Here is a 22,491-nt window from a genome sequence, read left to right as displayed (position 1 = left end):
GCATGAAGGTCGAAGCCAACGGCGTCCGGATCGAGGTCGACGACCAGGGCCCCGCCGATGGCCCGGTGGTGCTGCTCATCATGGGCCTGGGCATGCAGCTGATCGCGTGGCCGCAGACCATGGTGCAGATGCTGGTGCGGCAAGGCTTTCGCGTGGTCCGCTTCGACAACCGCGACATCGGCCTGAGCCAGGGCTTCGACGCCGCCGGGGTGCCCAACATGGCGCTGGCCGGGCTGCGCCACGCGATGCACCTGCCGGTGCACAGCCCCTACTCGCTGGCCGACATGGCGCGCGACGCGCTGGGCGTGCTCGACGCCCTCGACATCGAACAGGCCCACGTCTGCGGCGCGTCGATGGGCGGCATGATCGCCCAGCACCTGGCGGCCATGGCACCCGAGCGCGTCGCCAGCCTCACGCTGATGATGACCACCAGCGGTTCGCGCCGCCTGCCCCAGCCCTCGTGGCGGGTGCGGCGCGCGCTGATGTCGCGGCCCATGAAGCCGGGCGCCGACGCCGCCGTGGACTGGATCATCCAGGTGCTGCACCTCATCGGCAGCCCCGCCTATCCGAGCGATCCCCAGGCCCTGCGGGCGCGGGCGCTGGAATCGGTGCAGCGCGCCTGGCACCCGTCGGGCTCGGCCCGGCAGCTGCTGGCGGTGGTGGCCGACGGCGACCGCTCGGCCCTGCTGCCCCACATCCAGGCACCCACTCTGGTGATCCACGGCGTGGACGACCCACTCGTGCCCGTGGCCTGCGGCGAGGACCTGGCGCAGCGCATCGCCGACGCCCGGGCCGATTTCATCCCCGGCATGGGCCACGACCTGCCCGAGGAACTGCTGCCGCGATTCGCCCAGGGCATTGTGGACAACGCCCGCCGCTGAGCAGGCAAACGCCACCCCGGCCACAATGGCGGGATGACCCTCAACCCCGTTTCCCTGCCCACCGACGCCATCGTCAGCGTGCGTGGCGTGAGCAAGACCTACGACGGCGGCTTCCAGGCGCTGAAGAACGTCACGCTCGACATCCGCCGCGGCGAGATCTTCGCCCTGCTCGGCCCCAACGGCGCCGGCAAGACCACCCTCATCAGCACCATCTGCGGCATGAGCAATGCCACCGAAGGGACCATCACGGCCGACGGCTTCGACACCGTGCGCGACTACCGCCAGGCGCGCGCCACCATCGGCCTGGTGCCGCAGGAGCTGCACACCGACGCCTTCGAAACCGTCTGGGCCACGGTCAGCTTCAGCCGCGGCCTGTTCGGCAAGGCGCCCAACCCGGCGCTGATCGAGCAGATCCTCAGAGACCTCTCGCTCTGGGACAAGAAGGACAACAAGATCATGACGCTCTCGGGCGGCATGAAGCGGCGCGTGCTGATCGCCAAGGCGCTGTCGCACGAACCCAAGATCCTGTTCCTGGACGAACCGAGTGCGGGCGTGGACGTGGAACTGCGGCACGACATGTGGCGCCTGGTTCGACAGCTGCGCGAAGCCGGCACCACCATCATCCTGACCACCCACTACATCGAGGAAGCCGAGGACATGGCCGACCGCATCGGCGTGATCCGCAAGGGCGAGCTGATCGTGGTGGAAGACAAGAATGTGCTGATGCGCCAGCTCGGGCGCAAGGAACTGGCGCTGTCGCTGCCGCACCCGCTGACCGCTGTGCCCGAGGCGCTGGCGCACTGGCCGCTGCAGCTCTCGGCCGACGGCCTGACGCTGACCTACGGCTTCGACACCCAGAAGGACGACACCGGCATCGCCGAGCTGCTGGCCGCGCTGGCCACGCAGGGCATCGCCTACAAGGACCTGCGCACCAGCGAAAGCTCGCTCGAAGACATCTTCGTCAGCCTCGTCCATGACCAGAAAGCGGAGGTTTGACCATGGCGGGTCTGAACATCCATGCCGTGCGCGCCATCTACATGTTCGAGATGAACCGCGCCTTCCGCACCTGGGCGCAGAGCATCATCGCGCCGGTGCTCACCACCTCGCTGTACTTCATCGTCTTCGGCACGGCCATCGGCTCGCGCATGGGCGACATCGGCGGCGTGGACTACGGCGCCTACATCATCCCCGGCCTGCTCATGCTCTCGCTGCTGTCCGAGAGCATTTCCAATGCGTCCTTCGGCATCTACATGCCCAAGTGGTCGGGCACCATCTACGAACTGCTGAGCGCGCCGGTGAACTGGGTCGAGGTGCTGCTGGGGTACGTGGGCGCGGCCGCCAGCAAGAGCCTGCTGCTGGGCACGCTGATCCTGCTCACCGCGCGCTTCTTCGTGCCCTATCACATCGCCCACCCGGTGTGGATGGTCGGCTTCCTGCTGCTGACGGTGGTGTCGTTCTGCCTGTTCGGCTTCATCATCGGCCTGTGGGCCGACAGCTTCCAGAAGCTGCAGGTGATCCCGCTGCTGGTGATCACGCCGCTCACGTTCCTGGGTGGCGCGTTCTACAGCATCAACATGCTGCCCGAACCCTGGCAGACCGTCTCGCTGTTCAACCCGGTGGTCTACCTCATCAGCGGCCTGCGCTGGGCCTTCTACGGCCAGGCCGACGTGCACATCGCCGTCAGCACCGGCATGACACTGGTCTTCATGGCCGCCTGCCTGACCGTGGTCTGGTGGGTGTTCAAGACCGGCCGGCGCATCCGGCGCTGAGCCACGCCACAGGAGCACGCCCATGACTCTGCGCATCGTCCGGCTCGGCACCGAGCGGCACCCCGACGAAGGCACCCGCATCGGCACGGTGCGCCGCCCGCCGCGCGGCGTGCCCAAGGCGGACTTCGCCAGCGGCAACTGGTATGACGTGTGGTTCCCGGTGCTCGCCCCCAGCGCCGAGACCATGAAGCTGGGCCAGGCCGCCGAAACCCCGGCGCAGTGGGCCGTCTTCGTGCGCCAGTACCGCAAGGAAATGGCAGCCGCCGAGGCCGAACACAGCCTGAACCTGCTGGCCAGCCTCTCGCATACCTCGAACCTGTCGGTCGGCTGCTACTGCGAGCACGAGTCGCACTGCCACCGCTCGGTGCTGCGCGAGCTGCTGGCAGCGCGGGGAGCCGATCTGGCCTGAACCTTGGGCGCCCCAAAGAAAAAAGCCCCGGGGCTTCGGCCTTGGGGCTTTTTTGCAGGACCCGGCGCGGGGCCGGATCAACCAATCTGCAGGGCTCAGTAGCCGCCGCGGCCGTAGCCGCCGCCACCGGAGCGGTTGCCACCGCCGTAGCCACCGCCACCCGAGCGGTCACCACCGAAACCACCGGTGCGCGGGGGACGCGCTTCCATCGGACGTGCTTCGTTCACGGTGACGCTGCGGCCACCCAGGGACTGGCCGTTCATGCCGTTGATGGCGGCTTGCGCCTCGGCATCGCTGCCCATTTCGACAAAGCCGAAACCCTTGGAGCGGCCGGTGTCGCGCTCCATCATGACCTTGGCACTGCTGACAGAGCCGAATTCGCTGAAAGCCTGTTGCAGGTCGTCGTCGCGCACGGAATACGGCAGGTTGCCGACGTAAAGTTTGTTGCCCATGGAGGACTCCTAAGAAAGCAGATACACAAAAAGCGATGGGGTCCCGAAAGCACAACAAACCCGAAAGTGCACCGTGGCACGCGAAACTGACCGATCACTTGGATTGCACGGGCCGAATGCCCGCGCAGGCGGGATTATGCGCCCGGAATGTCCTGGGCGCTTTTTTCGTCGACAACCGTGGTGAGAATCAGCAGGCCGCCGGGGTCTTCGTTCAGCTCGCTGCACACCATCACATCGACAGAATGACCGTCGGCATGGCGCCACCAGGCCTGCTGCCACCCGGTGTGGCCTTTCTCGAACAGCACCCGGCGGTGCTCTTGCCACTGCTGCGCGTCCGCCCAGAAGGTCTCCGCGCGCAGCCCCTCCACCTGGGCGCCCGGGTATCCGAAACAGCGCTCGAACGCGGGGTTGACCTCCACCACCGCCTGTGTATTGGCCGCCTGTACCACCAGGGCCGTGGGGTTGAGCTGGAAGATGCGTCGGAAGCGGCGCAGGGAACGGTCGCGCTCGTGCTCCAGCCGCAAGCGGTCCTCCATCTGGCTCCGCCGTCGCCGGTAGACCTCGTCGGTCGCCTGGCGTGTCTGAGACAGCTGCAACCCGATCAGCAGCAGGATGGCGCTGCCCGTGAGCCAGTAGCGCAGGTCGGCCCCCATGCTCGCCGGCGGCAGGTGCCCGCTCGTCTCGGCCCAGGTCAGCCCCCCCAGAATGGCCATGCTGGCCACCGTGGTGGCCAGCAGCGCACGCAGGCTCAGGTAGGTGCCGGCCATGACCACCGCACCCTGGAATGCGAACCCCGACGCCGCCCGCACCGAGCCGAAGCTGTACACCGACCAGGCCGCCACCATCAGAATGCCCGTCACCACCAGCGGACTCTCCCAGCGGCGCCGATGCGATCTCAGCAACAGGTAGGACAGCAGTGCCACCCCTGCCATCGACCAGGATATGTGCGCCAGGGACTCATCGGGTGGCGCCAGCAGGTGGTCCGCCAAAGCCATGCCCGCCAGCAGCAGCGCCACGCACAACTGCACCCAGCGCAGGCTGCGGTTGTGGTGCCGATGCTGGCTGCGTTCGATCTCGGAAGGATCTTCGAGCGGCAGGGAGTCAAGCACCCTGGCCTCCTTCCAGCGGTGCATAGACCGTCGGCATCGCGCTGGTCGTGTGACCGGGCACACGCAACACCGTGATGCGAAGGCCGTCGTCCGCATCGTCGTCCCGCTCGCTGCAGATCTGCAGAGGAACCTGCTGCCCGTTGCGCCCGACGCCGGTGATGCTGTGCCAACCCGTGCGCCGGTGGGCCCGGCGGTCCTGCGAGAAGGCTGCATAGGCTTCGTCGTGCAGCCAGAGGAACCCGTCGCGCCGGCTCAGCACCTCCTGGCGCGTGTAGCCCAGCGCGCGCTCGAATGCGAGGTTCACATCCAGGATGGCGCCGTTGCGCATGGACTGCACGAAGATCGGCGTGGGGCTCGTCCGGAACAGGCGCGAGAAGCGGCCCTGCCCCAGGTCGCGGTCCAGCTGGGCCCGCAGGCGCTGCGTGGCCTCCTGAAGATGCAGCTCCTGCGCCAGACGCACCTGCGTGCGGTTGAGGGACATCATCGCGGCCACGCCCACCAGGCTCGCGCTCTGCGACAGCCAGTTGCGCCAGCTCACGGCGAAGCGCGGCTGCCCGGCCAGCAGACCGGCGGCATCGGCCCAGGTCAGCAGACCGAGCAGCGCCACCGCCGCAGCCGTGGTCCAGAGCAGCCCACGCCGGCTCAAGAAGATGCCCGCTGCGACCAGCCCCATCAGGATCAGCACGATGTTGATCGTGCGCACCGAACCGAAGAACCAGGTCGACGCCGCCGCCATCCCGAACAGGAAGACCACCAGCAACCAGGCCACGCTGTTGTAGCGGCGGACCTTCAGCAGCACCCAGGCCAGAGCCCCCATGACCGCCAGCACCAGCGTCATCATGCTGTCGGCCGTGACCGGCATCCCGATGAACCGGTCCACCGCAAACAGCACCATGCCCAGCACCGACGTCATCCATGACAGGCGCATGGCAATCTCCGCGCGCGCAGCCACGATGGACGGCGGTTCGGGCCAGACGGCGGTGGGGTCGGGACGGCTCAAGAGATTCAGAAATTGGAACAAGGCGCGCATTCTGACGCAGAGCGGATCCTGGCCACGCTCATCGGCGCGGCATCTCGAAGCCCGACACCACCCAGGCCTCGGCGCTGGCCATGTTCAGCCGGAAGGTCGGCGGCACCGGGACGCAGGCCAGTTCCTCACCATATTCGTAGGTCGCGCGCAGCGTGGCGGTCGCCCCCTCTTCGTCGGGCACGATGGCCAGCGCCACGCGCAGGCGTCGCCCGTCCACCGTCACATTCACGCTCTTGTTCAGCTCCGCGTGGCGCTGCTGCTCGGATCGTCGTATGAACTCGCTGGCCGTCTTCACCAGCGTGTTGAACGCGTTCACGTCCAGCGGCTTGGGGTTCTTCTTGTCGCGCCCCATGGTCCAGGGGCCGACCAGCGCGGGCTCGGCCTGCCCTTCGAGGAACATGGCCACGGCCCATCCATCGTCGTCTTCGTTCTTGATCACACGCGCCGTCCAGCGCTCGTCGCTCCACACGCGGTCTTCGTGGATGGGGTCCTGGGTGTCTTCGGTCATGGGGGGCGATGGTAATGGCCGCGTGGGTTCGCCCGGTTTGCGCTGTAATGCCGGGCCATGGACACGCTCCCGCTGCTCTACACCTACCGCCGCTGTCCCTACGCGATGCGCGCGCGCATGGCCCTGCTGCAGGCCGGCGTGGCATTCGACGCGTTCGAGATCGTTCTGCGCGACAAACCGGCCGAGCTGATGACCCTTTCGCCCAAAGGCACGGTGCCGGTTCTGCGGCTGCACGATGGCAGCGTGCTGGAACAGAGCCTGGACATCATGCGCTGGGCCTTCGCCACCAACGGCGATGACGACGGTTGGTGGGCACGCGCGCAGAGCGACGAAAACCTCGCGCTGCTGGCCGCCTGCGATGGCCCTTTCAAACAGCACCTGGACCGCACCAAGTACCCCGAGCGTTTCGGCGAGGGCGCCGACGCCAAGGCACTGCACCACGCGCAGGCGGTGGAGGGGCTTCTCAAGCCGCTGGACAGGCAACTGCAACGTGCCGGGCAGCTGGGAGGAGCCACTCCGTGCGCCACCGACATCGCGATCTTTCCGTTCGTGCGGCAGTTCGCGGCGGTGGAACCGGCCTGGTTTGAGGCGCTGGCCCTGCCTGCGCTGCAGGGCTGGCTGGGTAGGTGGTTGTCTGACGGACTGTTCACCCGCGCCATGTGCAAGCTGGAGGCGAACCGGGTGGTGGCCTTTCCGGCATGAGCGCATACGCACAGCACAACCCTGCGTCACATCTTCTGCCGCCTTGCCTTCACGGCCTTGCCCGCTGCAGGCTGTCTGAGCACCCCATGCGCCTGCTCCAGCCAGAGCAGGGTCTCGGTGTGGGTCAGGAAGCGGCGCAGGTAGTGCGGCGAGAGCTCGCCCATGCGGGCCAGGGTCTCCAGCATCAGCCGCTGGGGGTTGAGCGGGCCTGCGTTGGGCGGGGCGCGGTCCAGCGCACGCTGCACCTGCACCTCAGCGCCGATGCGCTCCCAGGTTTCGCGAAAGCGCTGCGCGCTGCGCAGTTCGGGCCAGGGGCCACCGCTGCCGACAACCCCTTCGCGCGCGGCGGTCGATGCGCGCTCAATGTGGGCATTGAGCTCGGCCAGGGGCGATGGGCGCGCGGTGGCGGGCTTCATGGTCAGGGTCGGGGGGCCTGTGTGCCCACGTCGCCCGCGGCGGCGCTGGCGCGCGGCACGGGCGCCATTTCCACCCGGCGGTTGAGCGCCCGACCCTGTTCGTCGGCGTTGCTGGCCACGGGCTGTTCGGCGCCGAAGGCGGCGGCGAACACGCGCGAGCGCGGCATGCCGCTGGTGATCAGCGCCCGCGTGACCGTGAGCGCACGCTGGGCCGAGAGTTCGAGGTTGTCCTCGTAGCGCTGGCTGGGGCCCTTGACCACGGTCTTGTTGTCGGTGAAGCCGCTGACCATGAGCATTTCGTCGCGCTCGCCCAGGTAGACCTGCAGCGGCGGCACCAGGGCCTTGAGCAGCTGTTCGCCTTCGGGGCGCAGCTGGTCGGAATTGAAGTCGAACAGCACGCTGCCGCTGATGCCGATGCGGCCGTTGTTGAGCGTGACACGGCCGCTGGCCAGCGGCACGGCCAATGCCTTTTCCAGCGCCATGCGGCGGGCTTCTTCCTGCTGGCGCTTGGCGATCTCGCTCTGCAGGCTGTTGACCAGATCGACCTGGGTGAGCAGCACCCCGATGAAGACCAGCACGAAGGCTCCGACCAGACCGGCCATGAGATCGCCGAACACCGCCCAGGCGGGCGCGGTGATCTCGGCACTGTCGTCGCCGTCGACCTGCAGGTCTTCCGATGCGTCGTGGAAGGCGCTCACGCCGCGACCCCTGCGCTGGCCTTGGCAACCGGCCCTCGCAACCGGCGCAGGTCTTCGATGATGCCCTGCTGGGCACTGATCGACAGGTCGATCACCTCGCGCGCCTGCGCCACGTAGTAGGCGAGCTGCTCGTCGCTGCGCGCCAGCGACTGGCCAATGGCGTTCTCGACCTTCTGCAGGTTCTGCACCAGCTGCTCGTGGCTGGCGGCCAGCTGCTGCGTGCCCTGCTGGAAGGCCTCGCCCAGGCTGGCCAGCTGGGCCGCGCTGGTGGCGGCCTGTTCGGCCATGGCCTCGGCGCGGCCGGCCTGCGCGCCCACGGTGTCGGCGAACTGCTGGCCCACGCGGTCGAGCACGCCGGTGGCCGAGCCGACCAGGTGTTCGATGGCGGCGCGCTGCTCGCCCGTGGTCTGCTGCACCTGCTGCAGCAAGGTGCCGATCTGGCCGACCAGTTCGGCGCGTTCGCCCAGCGTGGCGTTGTCGCGCTCGGCCAGGCGGCTCATCTGTTCGCGCAGCTGGCCGATCACCTCGGCGGCGGCCTTGGGCGCTTCGGACGCGGTCTGCATCAGGCGGGCCATGGGCGCTTCCAGCGCCGTACCCAGGGTGGCGAGCTGGGTGGCCAGCGCGGCCTGCAGATCGGCCAGGCGCTGCACGGCGGCATCGCCGCGCGCGGCCTCTTCCTCGCGCAAGGTCTGCAGCTGCCGCGCGAGGGCGCTGAAGGCCTGGCCCTGCTGTTCGGACCGGGCCTGCTGGCGCTGCAGCTCGGCCTCGTGCAGGGCGGCCAGTTCGTTGCGCCACAGCGCGGCCAGCTCGTCCATGCGCTGCGCGTGCTGCTGGGTCCACGCGGCTTCGCTGGCGGTGCGCGCGTCCACCAGGGCCTCGGTCTGCGCGATGAGGCGGGCCACGCCGTCCAGGCTGCGGTCGGTCTGTTCGCTGCTGTGTTGCGTGAGGCGGGTGGCGGTGTCCTGCAGCGCCTGCAGCACGGTGCGCTGCTGCGCGAGGGTCTGTTCGCCGGCCTGCTGCCACTGGCTGCGCAGGTCCTGCGCCATGCGCTCCAGCGCGGCCGTGAGTGCGGCCTGCTGCTGCTGCTCGGCCTGGGCGCGCAGGCTCTGGGCCTCGGTCTGCGCGGCCTGCACGCTGGCCAGCAGCTGGCCGGCGCGCTGGTCGAAGCCACTGTTGAAGGCGGTGAGCGACTCACCCAGGCCTTGCAGCAGCTGCTGGCTGCCCTGTTCGTGCCGGTTCAGCGCACGGGCCCAGGTGTCGGCCACGGTGGCCGTGGTGGCGCTGAAGCGGGCCGACAGGCCTTCAAGCTGGGCCTGCACCGCGGTGTTCACGCCCTCGTGCAGGCGGCTGGATTCGGCGGCGATGCCGGCCATGGCCTGCTGCACCACGGGCTGCAGGCTGTCGGTGGCGGCGCGGGCGCTGGCGGCCAGGCTCTCGCGCAGCGACTGTTCCACCGACTTCGCCAGCCCGGTGTAGGCCGCAGCGGCTTCGCGCTGGAACTCGGCCTGGCGGGCCAGCAGGGCCTCGTCCAGCCGCTGGCTGCGGCGCTCGACCTGTTCGATCAGCGTCTGCAGGTGCTGCGCGGCCGCGGGCAAGGCCTCGGCCTGGCGCTGCAGGGCCTCAAAACTCTGCTGGCGCTGGTGCGCGGCCGAGAACGGGCGCAGCGTGGTGGCGGCCAGTGCGTCCAGCGTGCGCAGGGCCTGGGCGCGCTCGCGCCGCGCCAGCGTGGCCATGAGGCCGAGCATGGCCGAGGTGGCGACCCCCGCCACCGAGGTGCCGAAGGACAGGCCCAGGCCCTTGATGGGCGCGGCCAGCGCGGCGCGGATGGCGTTCAGGTCGGCCGAGCCTTCGAGCGCGAACACGGCGCCCTTGAAGGTGACCACCATGCCCAGGAAGGTGCCCAGCATGCCGAGCATGACCAGCAGGCCGATCAGGTAGGGCGTGAGCGCCAGGCCGGGGAAGGCGCTGCGCTCGCCTTCGATGCGCTGGCGCACCGCGTGGCGCAGCGGCGCGGGCACGCTGGGCAGCCAGTCGGCCAGCTGGGCCAGCGGTTGCGGCACGCCGGCCATGGCGGCGCGGAAGCCGGCGGTGGTCTGGCCGAAGCGGCGCAGCTCCCAGGCGCCGCCCAGGTAGACGGCGCCGATCAGCAGCGTCATGCCCAGCGCGAAGGCGCTGGTACCAACGAAGCCGCTGGCCACCCAGGCGACGGCGGCCAGGCCCACGAGGAAGGCCGAAAACGACAGGGCGCGGTAAGGACGGGAGGTGGAGGTTTCAGTGCTCATGGGCAAGGGCTTCGATCAGGCCGGTCACGGGCTGCAGGCGCAGGTCGAGTTCGGCGAGCAGGGTCTGCTCGAACTCGGCCGCGAAGGTCTGCAGCCAGCGCAGGTCGTCGGGGGTGTCGGGAGTGTCGGGTTCGCGGGCCTGGGCCGCTTCGCGGCGCAGCGCCGCAAAACGCGCCTTCAGAAAGGCCGGCAGGGTGGACAGCAGGCGCTGCTCGCGCCCACCGAAGAAGCCGTCCATCACGGCGTCGGTGGCGGCCAGCTGGGCCATGGCCGGCGTGGACTGCGCCAGCTGCTGGCGCACGTGTTCGCGCAGCGCGTCGATGCTCATCTCCATGCGGCGCTGCTGATCGCCCAGCCGCTGGTGGTACAGCGCGAACTCGGTGTCGAGGTCGTTCGGATCGGGCTTGTGGGCCGGCGCGGTGGTGATGGAGCGGGCCAGCACGGCGCGCACCCGGTCGAGCTCGGCGCTCAGTGCGGCGTGCAGGGCCGCCGGCCCGGTGCGCGGCGGGCGACGGGCGGCGGCCGTGCCGGCCGCCTCGATTGCCGACTGTGCGGCGTGCAGCTGGATGGTTTCGGCCACATGAAGCCAGCCACCCAGGCGCTCGGCCACGTCCTGCCGCGGCGCGTCGGGCGACGCGCCCGCAGGCAGCGCACGCGCGAGCTGGCGCGCCAGGGCAGAAGGAGCAACGTGGTGGAAGGAACTGCGCAAAACGGGTCCGCAGCGCCCCGGAGGGCGCCGGTGGTGAATCGATTCTGAAGGGGGTGTTCCCGGCCCGCGAGGGGCCGGGTGCGGCGCCGGCGGGTCGCCAGCGGCAGGGCGTAATTAGAAACGATCCGGCGGCCGGGTTTGTAACCGCCGCCCGGCCCCTCCCTCAGGCCGTGATTTCGATCCGCGTGCCGTCGGGCATGGCCAGCACCGCTTCATAGAAGCCGTCGCCCGTGGTGCGTGGGCCGGAGACGAGACAGCCCGCGTGGCGGCAGCGCGCCGCCAGGGCATTCACCGCCTCGGCGCTGCCCAGCGAAAGGGCCAGGTGGTCCCAGCCCGGGCGCTCGGCGTCGGGCACGGCCTCGATCCAGGGGCCGGTCATGAGCTCGATCTGCACGCCGCCGGGCAGCGCGGCGAAGCGGGAGACAAAGCCGGGCCGGCGCTGGCTGCGGTAGGACTCGTCGACGGTGGCGCCGAAATAGGTCTGCCAGAACGCGGCGGCGGCGTCGAGGTCGCGCGTCCAGAGGGCGATGTGGGCCAGTTTCATGGAGAGTCCTTCAGGCGGGGCGCGCCACCACGCGGTGGGCCAACAGGGGCAGCAGGGCGAGCAGGGCCGCCAGCAGGGCGAAGGCGATGGGCAGGCCCACCAGATGCGACACGAAGCCGATGGCGGCGGGGCCGAGCAGCACGCCGGCATAGCCGGTGGTCGAGATGGCCGCGATCGCCAGCCCCGGGGCCATCACGGTCTGCGCACCGGCGCGCCGGAAGAGCACCGGCACCAGGTTGGAAGCGCCCAGGCCGATGCAGAAGAAGCCCGCCATCGCCAGACCCGCCGACCCTGCCAGCAGCACCAGCACAAAGCCACCCACCGCCAGCAGACCGCCAACCGTCAGCACCACCCGGTCGCCCAGGCGGGCGCACAGCGCGTCGCCGCCGAAGCGCCCTGCGGTCATGGCCACCGAAAACACCATGAAGCCCAGGCCCCCTTGCGCCGCGGCCAGCAGGCCGCCTTCGGTCAGCAGCAGCGCGCTCCAGTCGAGCACCGCGCCTTCAACGAGAAAGCACACGCCCGCCAGCAGCGCCAGCAGCAGCACCGGGCCGCGCGGCCAGGCCAGTGCTGGCGCTTCGGCGGCCGGCGTGGTGCCCAGCAGGCGCGGCGCCATCAGGCCCATCGCGGCCAGCATGAGCCCGGCGCCCAGCAGCGTGCCCGCCAGGGGCGACCAGCCCGCCGACAGCAGCGCGGTCATGAAGGCTGCGCCCAGCAGACCGCCGACGCTGAACAGCGCATGGAAACCGGACATCAGCGGCCGGCCCGCGCCGCGTTCGACCGCCAGCGCGTGCACGTTCATCGCCACGTCCAGCGAGCCGAGCGCGGCGCCGAACACCATCAGGGCCAGGCCGAGCGTCAGCGGCGCGTCCGCCAGGGCGAGCAGCGGCAGCAGCAGGGCCACGCCCAGGCCGCCCGCGATCACCACCGGCCGGCTGCCGTGGCGCGCACTGAACCAGCCGGCCCAGAGCATCGCCACCACCGAGCCGATGCCCAGGCACAGCAGCAAGGCGCCCAGCACGCCATCGCCCACCCCCAGGCGCTGCTTGGCGAATGGCACCAGCGGCGCCCAGCAGGCCAGCCCGAAGCCGGCGACCAGGAAGGCCAGGCGCGTGGCCAGGCGGGTGGCGGGGCAGTCAGTACGCTCCGTCAACACAGCGGTGGTCATGGATGCATCACTCCGGCCGGTCCGCTTTGAGCACCTGCGTGCCCTGCTTCGCCAGCGCCTTCAGGAAGGCAAAGTCGGCGTCGTGTTCGACCACGAAATGATCGATCTCGCGGGTGGGGGTGACGCGGTGCGGCAGCAGCAGGCCGAGCTTGTCGTTGGTGGCCATCGCCACGCAGCGCTGGCTGGCGGCGCGCAGCGCGCGCTTGAAGGCGGCGTCGGCAGCATCCACCGTGCAGATGCCCGTGTCCACCAGCACGCCGCAGGTGCCCAGAAAGCAGCGCTGGATGTTCATCTGCCCCACGGCCAGCACGGCGGTGGCGTCGATGCAGCCGCCCACCAGCGGGTCGACCGCGCCGCCCACCATGATCAGGTGCACGTCCTGGCGGCGCAGCAGCGCGGCGGCGATGTCCACCGAATTGGTGGCCACGGTGAGCGCGTATTCGGACGGCAGGCATTGCGCCAGCGCGAGATTGGTGCTGCTGCTGTCCAGGAACAGGAATTCGCCGGGTTCGATGATGGCCACCGCTGCCCGCGCCAGCGCGGCCTTGCGCTCGCGCCGCTCGTCCATGCGCACCGCCATGGGGGTGGCGCCAGGCAGCGGCGGCAGCGCGCCGCCATAGACGCGGCGACACAGGCCTTCGCCGGCCAGCGCGCGCAGGTCGCGGCGGATCGCGTCTTCCGAGACCTGGAATTCGTCCGCCAGCGTGGCGGCCACCACGGACTGGCCCTGGGCCAGCCGTGCGGCAATCTGGTCGCGGCGGGCCAGGGGGATGTCCGTGTTCATGCGCGCATCATATCGTGCACAAACAAGAATCACAACATGCACGAACGTGCACGATCAACCTACGGCCGGGTCACGAGCAGCGCGCGGAAGTCGTTGACATTGGTGTGCGTGGGGCCGGTGAACACCAGGTCGCCCAGGGGTTCGAAGAAGCCGACCGCGTCGTTGCGCGCCAGGTGGTCGGCCAGCTTCAGGCCCCGGGCCGAGGCGCGCGCCAGCGTGTCGGGCGCGACCAGGGCGCCCGCGTTGTCCTCCACGCCGTCGATGCCGTCGGTGTCGGCCGCCAGCGCCCACACGTTCGCATGCCCGTTCAGCGCCTGCGCCAGGCCCATGCAGAACTCCCCTGCCCGCCCGCCCCGCCCTTTGGGCTGGCCTTCGGTGCGCGGGCGCACAGTCACCGTGGTCTCGCCGCCGCTGAGGATGACACAAGGCGCCTCGAAGCTGCTGCGGCCGAGCGTGGCGGAGCGCGCCAGCGCCGCATGCACCTTGCCGACCTCGCGCGACTCGCCCTCGATCTCGTCGCTGAGCACGTAAGCGCGCACACCCAGCGCCCGTGCGGCCTCGGCTGCGGCCTCCAGGCTCTGCTGCGGCGTGGCAATCAGGTGCGTGGTGCAGCGCGCCAGACGCGGGTCGCCGGGCTTGGGGGTTTCGAGTGCGCCCTGCTCCAGTTGCAGCCGAACCGCTGCGGGCACCTCTATGCCGTAGCGGTGCAGGATGTCCAGCGCGTCGGTGCAGGTGGTTGCGTCCGCCACGGTCGGTCCGCTGGCGATCACGCTCACGTCGTCGCCCGGCACATCGCTGATGGTCAGCGTGACCACGCGCGCCGGCGCGCAGGCCGCCGCCAGGCGCCCGCCCTTGATGCGCGAGAGGTGCTTGCGCACGGTGTTCATTTCGCCGATGTGCGCGCCGCTCTCCAGCAGCTGGCGGTTGATGCGCTGCTTGTCTGCCAGCGTCAAGCCGTCGCACGGCAGCGTGAGCAAAGAAGAGCCCCCGCCCGAGATGAGGCACAGCACCAGATCGTTTTCGGTCAGCCCTTGCGTCAGCGCCAGGATGCGCTGCGCCGCGTCGAGACCGGCGGCGTCGGGCACCGGGTGCGCCGCCTCGACGACCTCGATGCGCTGTGCGAGCTCTTCCGGTCGCGGCGGCGTGTGGCCGTAGCGCGTGACCACCAGACCCGACAGCGGTGCGTCCGCAGGCCACAGGGCTTCGACCGCGTGCGCCATTGCCCCACCGGCCTTGCCGGCGCCCAGCACCAGCGTGCGGCCCTTGGGCGGCGCCGGCAGGTGCGCCGCGGTGTTGTGCAACGGCAGCGCGCGCTGCACCGCCACGTCGTACAGGTGGCGCAGCAGGGCGCGCGGGTTTTCAAGGGTGGGCTGGGTCATGGTCGCCGCAGTCTAGCGGTGCATCAGGCGGCGGGTTCTGGGGCGATCTCGTGGTTTGCCATGAGTTCGAGCGAACGGCACAAGGCGGAGTGGTCGAGACCAGCGAGGCCGTGCGCCGCACAGCTCTGCATCAGCTGCGCCGCGCTGGCCGTGTTCGGCAGACTCACACCCAGCTCCTTCGCGCCCTGCAGCGCGAGGTTCAGGTCCTTCTGGTGCAGCTCGATGCGAAAGCCCGGGTTGAAGGTCCGCTTGACCATGCGCTCGCCATGCACTTCCAGGATGCGGCTGGCGGCGAAACCGCCCATCAGGGCCTGACGCACCTTGGCCGGGTCGGCGCCAGCCTTGCTGGCGAACAGCAGGGCCTCGGCCACCGCCTCGATGTTGAGCGCCACGATGATCTGGTTGGCCACCTTGGTGGTCTGGCCGTCGCCGTTGCCGCCCACCAGCGTGATGTTCTTGCCCATGGCCTCGAACAGCGGCTTGACGCGCTCGAACGCTGCCTCCGGCCCGCCGACCATGATGGTCAAGCTCCCGGCCTTGGCGCCCACCTCGCCACCGCTGACCGGCGCGTCCAGGTAGTCGCAGCCCAGCGCGTTGATCTGCTGCGCGAACTGCTTGGTCGCCATCGGGCTGATGGAGCTCATGTCCACCACGGTTTTGCCCGCCGACAGGCCCTTAGCCACGCCGGTCTCGCCGAACAGCACGTCTTGCACATGGGGCGTGTCCGGCACCATGGTGATGATCACGTCGGCCCGCCTGGCCACCTCGGTGGCGTTGGTGCAGACCGTCGCGCCCGCCTCCGCCAGCTCGGCCGGGATCTTGCTGCGGCTGGACACGAACAGCATGTGCCCGGCCTTGATGAGGTTCAGCGCCATGGGCGTGCCCATGATGCCCAGGCCGATGAAGCCGACCTTGGTGCCGCTCTTGGTCATGTGGTGTCTCCTATCGGGTTCTGTTCAGAGTGTTTGACCGTGGGCGGCGATCCAGCCCAGACCGCGGTCCGTGCCGCCGGGCGTGCCGTCCTTCGGCTTGTATTCACAGCCGATCCAGCCGCTGTAGCCCAGCGCGTCGATGTGGTCGAAGACGTTGCGGTGGTGGATCTCGCCGGTGCCGGGTTCGTGCCGGCCGGGTGTGTCGGCCAGCTGCATGTGGGCGATGCGCGGCAGCAGCTCTCGGATGGTGTTGCAGAGCTCGCCCTCCATGCGCTGTGCGTGGTAGATGTCGTACTGAAGGAAGACGTTGTCCGCACCCACTTCGTCCATCAGCGCGATGGCCTGGCGGGGGCGGTTGACGAAGTAGCCCGGCATGTCGAAGCTGTTGATGGGTTCGATCAGCAGCGGCAGCCCAAGCTTCTTCGCCTCGGCGGCCGCGTAACGCACGTTGGCCACCCAGGTGGCGCGCGCCTGCGCCTCGCTCACGCCCGCGGGCACCAGACTGGCCATGCAGTGCCAGCGCTGCACGCCGATCACCGGCGCGTACTCGGCGGCTTTGGCCACCCCGGCGCGGAACTCGTCTTCACGGCCCGGAATGCAGGCCAGGCCGCGCTCGCCCGCCGCCCAGTCGCCCGGCGGCAGGTTGTGCAACACCAGCTGCAGGCCGTTGCGCTGCAGGCGCTCGGCGATGTCTTCGGCCTTGAAGTCATAAGGGAACAGGAACTCCACGGCCTTGAAACCGGCCTTCGCCGCCGCGTCGAAGCGGTCGAGGAAGGGCAGCTCGTTCCAGAGCATGGAAAGGTTGGCGGCGAATTGCGGCATGTCGTTTTCCTTTGTTGTTGTGTTCAGTCCAGCAGGCCCGCAGTTTCGAGACCCTGCGCGGCGCGGCAGTCGATGTCCTCGAACTCGACCACCTTGTCGATCTCGGTGCCCATGGCGATGTTGGTGATCCGTTCCAGTATGCATTCCACGACGACAGGCACGCGGTGCTCGGCGGCCAGTTGCTGCGCCTGGCTCAGCGCGCCTTGCAGTTGCTCCGGGTCGGTCACGCGCAGGGCCTTGCAGCCCAGGCCTTCGACCACGGCCACGTGGTCCACGCCATAGCCCCGCAGATCGCCCGCGGCATCGGGCACGTTCTGGTTCTCGAAGGCCAGCTGCACGCAGTAGTCCATGTCGAAGCCGCGCTGGCTCTGGCGGATCAGACCCAGGTAGCTGTTGTTGACCAGCACGTGCACATAGGGCAGGCGGAACTGCGCGCCCACGGCCAGCTCCTCGATCAGGAACTGAAAGTCGTAGTCGCCCGAGAGGGCCACCACCTGCTTCGTCGGGTCGGCCGCCACCACGCCCAGCGCGGCCGGCAGCGTCCAGCCCAGCGGGCCGGCCTGGCCGCAATTGATCCACTGGCGCGGACCGTAGACGTGCAGGAACTGCGCCGCCGCAATCTGGGACAGGCCGATGGTGCTGACGTACACCGTGTCGCGGCCGAAGACCTGGTTCATCTCCTCGTACACGCGATGCGGCTTCATCGGGATCTGCTCGAAATGCGTCTTGCGCAGCATCACGCGTTTGCGTTCGGCGCAGCGCTCGGCCCAGTCGGTGTAGCTCGGCCAGGCGTTTGCAGCGACGCGCTCGCGCGCCACCTGCACGAACAGCTCCAGCGCTGCCTTCGCGTCGCTCACGATGCCGAAGTCGGGCTCGAACACGCGGCCGATCTGCGTCGGCTCGATGTCCACGTGCACGAACTTGCGACCCTTGGTGTAGGTCTCGACGCTGCCGGTGTGGCGGTTGGCCCAGCGGTTGCCGATGCCCAGCACGAAGTCGCTGGCGAGCATGGTCGCGTTGCCGTAGCGGTGGCTGGTCTGCAGGCCCACCATGCCCGCCATCAGCGGGTGGTCGTCGGGGATGGCGCCCCAGCCCATGAGCGTGGGGACCACCGGCACGCCGGTGAGTTCGGCGAACTCCACCAGCAGGTCCGCCGCATCCGCATTGAGGATGCCGCCACCGGCCACGATCAGGGGCTTGCTCGAAGCGGCCAGCATGTCCAGCGCCTTCTGAATCTGCTTGCGCGTGGCGGCGGGCTTGTAGACCGGCAGCGGCTCGTAGGTGTCGATGTCGAACTCGATCTCGGCCATCTGCACGTCGAACGGCAGGTCGATCAGCACCGGGCCCGGGCGACCCGAGCGCATGAGGTGGAAGGCCTGCTGGAACACGCGCGGTACCAGGGCCGGCTCGCGCACCGTCACCGCCCACTTGGTCACGGGCTTGGCGATGCTCTCGATGTCCACCGCCTGGAAGTCTTCCTTGTAGAGGCGTGCGCGCGGCGCCTGGCCGGTGATGCAGAGAATCGGTATCGAATCGGCGCTGGCCGAGTACAGGCCGGTGATCATGTCGGTGCCGGCCGGACCGCTGGTGCCGATGCAGACGCCAATGTTGCCGGCCCTGGCGCGGGTGTAACCCTCGGCCATGTGCGAGGCGGCCTCCACGTGGCGGGCCAGCACGTGGGCGATGCTGCCGCGCTCGCGCAGGTCCGCATACAGCGGATTGATGGCGGCGCCGGGTACGCCGAAGGCCTGGGCAATGCCCTCCTTCTCCATCACCAGCACCGCCGCCATCGCGGCCTTCATCTTCGCCATGTCTGTCTCCAGTGGTTTGTGGACTGGGACCGATGCTATGGAGGCCATACGGTCTTGTGAATGCCACTGGCGGTCAGTTGATTCGATACTTGCGGTATGCAATCGCGCCGATAACATGCCCCCATGGACCGTTACAAGGAAATCGAAGCCTTCGTGCAGGTGATGGAGCACGGCAGCCTGGCCGCCGCTGCGCTGCACGCCGGCATCACCCCGGTGATGATGGGCCGGCGCATCGACGCGCTGGAGAAGCGCCTGGGCACGCAGCTGATGCACCGCTCCACCCGGCGGTTGGTGCTGACCGACGCGGGCGCACGCTTCCTGGACGAATGCCGCCCGCTGCTGGCACAGTGGGCGCAGGCGGAGGCCAGCGTGGCGGCGCAGAAGCACCAGGCCAGCGGGCACCTCATCGTCTCGGCGCCGGCGGCCTTCGGGCGGCTGCACGTGGCGCCGCACGCCAGCGCCTTCCTCAAGGCCAACCCGGAGGTCAAGCTGTCCTTCAACCTGACGGACCGGGTGGTGGACCTGGTGCGCGAGGGCTACGACATGGGCATCCGCATCGGCGGTGCGATCGACCCGAACTTTGTGGCCATCAAGCTGGCCACCAACCAGCGCGTGGTCTGCGGCACGCCGGCCTACTTCCGCAAACACGGCAAGCCCGCGACGCTGGACGACCTGAAGGACCACAACTGCCTGGCCTTCAACTTGCAAGGGGGCCAGCAGCGCGGCTGGTATTTCCAGCAGGACGGCAAAACGGTGACGGTGCGCGTGGACGGCAACCTGGACTGCAACGACGGCGAGCTGCTGCACCGCTGGGTCAGCGAAGGCATGGGTCTGGGCTGGCGCAGCACCTGGGAGATCCAGGCGCAGCTGCAGCGCGGCGAGCTGGTGACCGTGCTCGACGACTTCGCCCTGCCCGCCTACGACATCCTGGCCGTGTACCCGCAGCAGCGCCACCTGCCGGCCAAGGTGCGCTTTTTCATCGAGCACCTCAAGAAGACCTACGCCAAACCCCACTACTGGTTGAAGTGACATGAACTCCCTGCTGATCCACAACGCCGCCTGCATCGCCACCTTCGACCACGCCGACCCGTCGAAAGGGCGCGAGCTAAAGGACGCTTCGCTGTTCGTGCGCGACAACGTCATCGAGTGGATCGGCCCCACCGCCGAGCTGCCGCGCGCGCTGCGCGAATCGGCCGGCGAGGTGATCGACGCGCATGGCCACCTGGTCACGCCCGGGCTGGTGAACACACACCACCACATGTACCAGAGCCTCACGCGCGCCATTCCCGGTGTGCAGGACGCCGAGCTGTTCTCCTGGCTGCGCGGGCTCTACCCGATCTGGGCCGGGCTGACGCCGGAGATGGTGCAGGTTTCGACCCAGGTCGCCATGGCCGAGCTGCTGATGAGCGGCTGCACCACCAGCAGCGACCACCTCTACATCTACCCCAACGGCGTGCGGCTGGAAGACAGCATCGAGGCGGCGCAGCGCATCGGCATGCGTTTCCTGGCCACACGCGGCAGCATGAGCGTGGGCCAGTCACAGGGCGGCCTGCCGCCGGACCGGGTGGTGGAAAAGGAAGACGCCATCCTGAAAGACAGCCAGCGCCTGATCGAGGCCTGGCACAGCGCCGACCACGGCGCCATGGTGCAGGTGGCCCTCGCGCCGTGCTCACCGTTCTCGGTCAGCCCCGCACTGATGCAGCAGAGCGCCGAACTCGCCCGAAGCTTCAAGGGCCAGGGCGTGCGCCTGCACACCCACCTAGCCGAGAACGACCACGACATCGCCTACAGCCGCGAGAAGTTCCACATGACGCCCGCGCAGTACGCGCAGGAACTGGGCTGGCTGGGCGACGACGTCTGGCACGCGCACTGCGTCAAGCTCGACGACGAGGGCATCTCGCTGTTCGCGGCCAGCCGCACCGGCGTGGCGCACTGCCCCTGCAGCAACATGCGCCTGGCCAGCGGCATCGCGCCCGTCCGCCGCATGCTGGACGCCGGGGTGCCGGTGGGCCTGGGCGTGGACGGCAGCGCCAGCAACGACGGCGCCCACATGGTGAACGAAGCGCGGCAGGCGCTGCTGCTGGCGCGCGTGGGCCGCGCGCTCTCAGCCCCCGAGACCCGCGGCGGCAAGACCTTCTTCGGCTGCGACCTCGGGCCGGCCGAGATGACCGCGCGCGACGCGCTGCACATCGCCACCCGCGGCGGCGCGCAGGTGCTGGGCCGCCAAGACATCGGCCACCTGGCGCCGGGCATGTGCGCCGACCTGGCGCTGTTCGACCTGCGCACCCTGGGCTTTGCCGGCGGTGCGGTGCACGACCCGCTGGCGAGCCTGCTGCTGTGTGCCAGCCCGCAGGCGGCCTACACGGTGGTCAACGGTCGGGTGGTGGTGCGGGAAGGCCGGCTCGTCACCGTGGACCTTGGCCCACTCGTGGAACGGCACAACCGCCTGGCCATCGAACTGGCGAACGCGGCACGCTGAGCGCCGCCGCGCTCAGTGCCAGGGCGCGAGCAGCACCGATAGCCAGCCGTTGAGGTCGCGGATCTCCCGCGGGCAGACCTCGTGCCCCATCGGGTAGTCGTGCCAGGCGATGTCGTAGCCCAGGCGCAACAGCTTGTCGCGCGAGGACTCGGCGCGCTGCGGCAGCACCACCGGGTCCTGCCGGCCGTGCGCCATGAAGATCGGCACGTCGCGGTTGGCGGGGCTGGCCTCGGCCTCGGTCGCAATCGACAGCGGCAGGTAACCCGAGAGCACCACCAGGCCGGCCAGCCGCTGGGGCGCCCGCAGGCCCGCCATCAGCGTCATCACCGCGCCCTGAGAAAAGCCCAGCAGCACCACGTGGCCGGGTGGCACGCCGCGCGCCGCCTCGCGGTCGATCAGCGCCTGCACCACCTCGCAGGAGGCGCGCAGGCCCTCCTCGTCCTGCGTCGACACCGCACCGGTTTCGGCCGCTACCGGGCGCGGGTCGTACCAGGCGCGCATGGGCTGACCGGGTTCACCGTCGCCGAGGCTTACGGTGCGCAGCGGGGCGTTGGGAAACACGAACCGCACCGGCCCGGCGGACGACAGGTCCAGCTCGGTCACCAGCGGCGCAAAGTCCTGCCCGTCGGCCCCCAGTCCGTGCAGGACGATCAGGGTGGCGGAAGGCACCGCCGACGGGTCACCGCCGGTCACGGTTTCGCGCAGCTGGATCTTCCGACGGGTGCTCATGGCATCAGCATAGCGCCAGCCATGGCGTTGTTACAGGTCGCCGGCGCTCTGGCGCCGGCTGGTTGCAGTTGAATTGATCGGTAACAAATATTTGTCACGCCGGGTTCGACAACCGACCCTCCAGCCAGGCGTTGAGGTCGGCGATCTCGTCCATACACACCTCGTGCCCCATGGGATAGGAATGCCAGTGCACCGGGTAGCCCAGAGCCGCCAGCGCGTCGCGCGCCGCCTCGCCGCGCGCCAGCACCACGATGTCGTCGGCATCGCCATGCGCCATGAAGACTGGCACCCCCCGGTTGGCCTCGCTGGCCTGCGCCGCGGTGGTCGCCGCCAGCGGCAGGTAGCCCGACAGCGCCACCAGGCCCGCCAGCCGCTGCGGTGCGCGCAGGCCGGCCAGCAAGGTCATGGCGCAGCCCTGCGAAAAGCCCATCAGCACCACGCGGTGCGCCGGCACACCGCGCTGCACCTCCCGTTCGACCAGCTGCAGCACGATGGCCTGGCTCTCGCGCAGGCCCGCCTCGTCCTCCTTGCGCGGCGCGGCCGGGTCTGTGCTGAGGGAAAAGATGTCGTACCAGGCGCGCATCTCATAGCCCCCGTTGATCGTCACCGGCCGCGCCGGTGCGCTGGGGAACACGAAGCGCACCGGTCCGATGGTCGAGAGGTCCATGGCCTGAGCCACCGGCACGAAGTCGCGGCCGTCGGCCCCGAGGCCGTGCAGCACCACAATGCTGGCCACCGGCTGGGCGGCCGGGTCACCGCCGGTGGTGAATTCAATGAGTTCGATGGAAGAGGTCATCCGGTCAGCATAGCGCTGGTCTGTGGCATTGAGATGCGGCCCATCCTGGTCAGCGCTGCGTGCAAACTGGAGCGCAGGCTCT

22 protein-coding genes and 2 pseudogenes are annotated in these 22,491 nt (G+C 69.6%); 7 read left to right on the top strand and 17 right to left on the bottom strand.

What is annotated here, in order from left to right; all coding sequences use genetic code 11:
• The first annotated feature begins 2 nt into the window (after nt 1-2).
• The 4 genes from HPS01S_RS12230 to HPS01S_RS12215 are packed head-to-tail and all read left to right on the top strand — an operon-like array spanning nt 3 to nt 3,059.
• Nucleotides 3-881, top strand: coding sequence for an alpha/beta fold hydrolase (locus tag HPS01S_RS12230; RefSeq protein ID WP_066156206.1), 879 nt, complete (start codon nt 3-5; stop codon nt 879-881).
• Between the two features lie 33 nt (nt 882-914).
• Nucleotides 915-1,877, top strand: a complete 963-nt coding sequence (locus tag HPS01S_RS12225; RefSeq protein WP_066156201.1) for an ABC transporter ATP-binding protein — start codon at nt 915-917, stop codon at nt 1,875-1,877.
• 11 nt (nt 1,878-1,888) lie between these two features.
• Nucleotides 1,889-2,650, top strand: a complete 762-nt coding sequence (locus tag HPS01S_RS12220) for an ABC transporter permease (RefSeq protein WP_066156624.1) — start codon at nt 1,889-1,891, stop codon at nt 2,648-2,650.
• 22 nt (nt 2,651-2,672) lie between these two features.
• The gene (locus tag HPS01S_RS12215; RefSeq protein ID WP_066156198.1) at nt 2,673-3,059 is read left to right on the top strand and encodes a DUF488 domain-containing protein; all 387 of its coding nucleotides are present in this window, start codon (nt 2,673-2,675) and stop codon (nt 3,057-3,059) included.
• A gap of 95 nt (nt 3,060-3,154) precedes the next feature.
• Here HPS01S_RS12215 and rbp read toward each other — a convergent pair whose 3' ends face one another.
• The 4 genes from rbp to HPS01S_RS12195 form a co-directional block, all read right to left on the bottom strand.
• Complete coding sequence (rbp, locus tag HPS01S_RS12210; protein ID WP_066156195.1) at nt 3,155-3,511, bottom strand: RNA-binding regulator; 357 nt, start codon at nt 3,509-3,511, stop codon at nt 3,155-3,157.
• A 134-nt stretch (nt 3,512-3,645) separates the two neighbouring features.
• Nucleotides 3,646-4,620, bottom strand: coding sequence for a PAS domain-containing protein (locus HPS01S_RS12205; protein ID WP_066156192.1), 975 nt, complete (start codon nt 4,618-4,620; stop codon nt 3,646-3,648).
• A complete protein-coding gene (locus HPS01S_RS12200) occupies nt 4,613-5,620 on the bottom strand; it encodes a PAS domain-containing protein (RefSeq protein ID WP_169803943.1) in 1,008 nt (335 codons plus the stop codon). Before HPS01S_RS12200 ends, HPS01S_RS12205 begins: the two co-directional genes overlap by 8 nt.
• 58 nt (nt 5,621-5,678) lie before the next feature.
• Nucleotides 5,679-6,158, bottom strand: coding sequence for a hypothetical protein (locus HPS01S_RS12195; RefSeq protein WP_066156186.1), 480 nt, complete (start codon nt 6,156-6,158; stop codon nt 5,679-5,681).
• A gap of 57 nt (nt 6,159-6,215) precedes the next feature.
• Between HPS01S_RS12195 and HPS01S_RS12190 the strand changes: the two genes are divergently transcribed.
• Nucleotides 6,216-6,860, top strand: a complete 645-nt coding sequence (locus tag HPS01S_RS12190) for a glutathione S-transferase (protein WP_066156183.1) — start codon at nt 6,216-6,218, stop codon at nt 6,858-6,860.
• A gap of 26 nt (nt 6,861-6,886) precedes the next feature.
• Here HPS01S_RS12190 and HPS01S_RS12185 read toward each other — a convergent pair.
• The 11 genes and pseudogenes from HPS01S_RS12185 to gcl form a co-directional block, all read right to left on the bottom strand.
• Nucleotides 6,887-7,360 (bottom strand): annotated as a pseudogene (locus HPS01S_RS12185) (DUF2894 domain-containing protein); the annotation flags it as partial.
• Nucleotides 7,279-7,974, bottom strand: a complete 696-nt coding sequence (locus HPS01S_RS12180) for an OmpA family protein (protein WP_255284208.1) — start codon at nt 7,972-7,974, stop codon at nt 7,279-7,281. The pseudogene HPS01S_RS12185 and the gene HPS01S_RS12180, both read right to left, overlap by 82 nt.
• A complete protein-coding gene (locus HPS01S_RS12175; protein ID WP_066156177.1) occupies nt 7,971-10,256 on the bottom strand; it encodes a DUF802 domain-containing protein in 2,286 nt (761 codons plus the stop codon). Before HPS01S_RS12175 ends, HPS01S_RS12180 begins: the two co-directional genes overlap by 4 nt.
• Nucleotides 10,246-10,965 carry a DUF3348 family protein gene (locus HPS01S_RS12170; RefSeq protein WP_066156173.1) on the bottom strand — a complete coding sequence of 240 codons (720 nt, stop codon included), beginning with the start codon at nt 10,963-10,965 and terminating at the stop codon, nt 10,246-10,248. Before HPS01S_RS12170 ends, HPS01S_RS12175 begins: the two co-directional genes overlap by 11 nt.
• Nucleotides 10,966-11,128: 163 nt before the next feature.
• Nucleotides 11,129-11,509 (bottom strand): glyoxalase/bleomycin resistance/extradiol dioxygenase family protein, encoded by a 381-nt coding sequence (locus HPS01S_RS12165; protein WP_066156168.1) that lies wholly within the window; start codon nt 11,507-11,509, stop codon nt 11,129-11,131.
• Nucleotides 11,510-11,519: 10 nt separating this feature from the next.
• Nucleotides 11,520-12,677 carry an MFS transporter gene (locus HPS01S_RS12160; protein WP_066156165.1) on the bottom strand — a complete coding sequence of 386 codons (1,158 nt, stop codon included), beginning with the start codon at nt 12,675-12,677 and terminating at the stop codon, nt 11,520-11,522.
• Nucleotides 12,678-12,684: 7 nt separating this feature from the next.
• Entirely contained in the window at nt 12,685-13,461 is a 777-nt protein-coding gene (locus HPS01S_RS12155) for a DeoR/GlpR family DNA-binding transcription regulator (protein WP_066156162.1), read from the bottom strand.
• A gap of 59 nt (nt 13,462-13,520) precedes the next feature.
• Complete coding sequence (locus HPS01S_RS12150; RefSeq protein ID WP_066156158.1) at nt 13,521-14,840, bottom strand: glycerate kinase type-2 family protein; 1,320 nt, start codon at nt 14,838-14,840, stop codon at nt 13,521-13,523.
• Between the two features lie 23 nt (nt 14,841-14,863).
• A pseudogene (glxR, locus tag HPS01S_RS12145) lies at nt 14,864-15,781 on the bottom strand (2-hydroxy-3-oxopropionate reductase); the annotation flags it as partial.
• Between the two features lie 15 nt (nt 15,782-15,796).
• A complete protein-coding gene (hyi, locus tag HPS01S_RS12140; RefSeq protein ID WP_066156149.1) occupies nt 15,797-16,594 on the bottom strand; it encodes a hydroxypyruvate isomerase in 798 nt (265 codons plus the stop codon).
• 23 nt (nt 16,595-16,617) lie between these two features.
• A complete protein-coding gene (gcl, locus tag HPS01S_RS12135; protein ID WP_066156146.1) occupies nt 16,618-18,405 on the bottom strand; it encodes a glyoxylate carboligase in 1,788 nt (595 codons plus the stop codon).
• 123 nt (nt 18,406-18,528) lie between these two features.
• Here gcl and HPS01S_RS12130 point away from each other — a divergent pair, with 123 nt between their 5' ends.
• Together HPS01S_RS12130 and HPS01S_RS12125 are read left to right on the top strand one after the other, a co-directional pair.
• Complete coding sequence (locus tag HPS01S_RS12130) at nt 18,529-19,434, top strand: LysR family transcriptional regulator (RefSeq protein WP_066156143.1); 906 nt, start codon at nt 18,529-18,531, stop codon at nt 19,432-19,434.
• A gap of 1 nt (nt 19,435) precedes the next feature.
• Nucleotides 19,436-20,884 (top strand): 8-oxoguanine deaminase, encoded by a 1,449-nt coding sequence (locus HPS01S_RS12125; RefSeq protein WP_066156140.1) that lies wholly within the window; start codon nt 19,436-19,438, stop codon nt 20,882-20,884.
• Between the two features lie 12 nt (nt 20,885-20,896).
• Here the strand turns inward: HPS01S_RS12125 and HPS01S_RS12120 are convergent, their stop codons facing one another.
• Complete coding sequence (locus HPS01S_RS12120) at nt 20,897-21,613, bottom strand: alpha/beta hydrolase (RefSeq protein ID WP_066156136.1); 717 nt, start codon at nt 21,611-21,613, stop codon at nt 20,897-20,899.
• Between the two features lie 94 nt (nt 21,614-21,707).
• Complete coding sequence (locus HPS01S_RS12115) at nt 21,708-22,409, bottom strand: alpha/beta hydrolase (RefSeq protein WP_066156134.1); 702 nt, start codon at nt 22,407-22,409, stop codon at nt 21,708-21,710.
• Nucleotides 22,410-22,491 lie beyond the last annotated feature (82 nt).

Source organism: Hydrogenophaga pseudoflava NBRC 102511, assembly GCF_001592285.1.
Taxonomy (GTDB): Bacteria; Pseudomonadota; Gammaproteobacteria; order Burkholderiales; family Burkholderiaceae_C; genus Hydrogenophaga; species Hydrogenophaga pseudoflava.
This window is presented reverse-complemented; position numbering and strand designations above follow the sequence as displayed.